At 59.7% G+C, this 238-nt stretch carries 1 protein-coding gene; it reads right to left on the bottom strand.

What is annotated here, in order from left to right; all coding sequences use genetic code 11:
• The coding region (locus ACW9IN_RS30165; RefSeq protein ID WP_457369251.1) for a hypothetical protein at nucleotides 1-178 on the bottom strand (178 nt) is incomplete at its 3' end.
• Between the last annotated feature and the right edge of the window lie 60 nt (nucleotides 179-238).

Raw genomic sequence — 238 nt, 5'->3', positions numbered from 1 at the left:
CGGGCGCTACCAACGGCGCCAATTGCTCGGCAATCATCTCGCCGCGTTGCAACAGCTGGCTTTGCAGCTCCGACAGTTGCATCCAGGTGAAATACCCGCCCAGCAGCAAGGCCATCAGGCTGGTCGGCAGCAAGGTCAGCAACAGTACGCGGCCTTTTATTCCCATTCTTCCCAGCACGCCACTCTCCTGTCACTACATGTATTCAAGGTTCCATACGGGCGTCCGGCCCGCACCACC

The organism is Pseudomonas sp. SDO5271_S396, from assembly GCF_054071795.1.
This window is presented reverse-complemented; position numbering and strand designations above follow the sequence as displayed.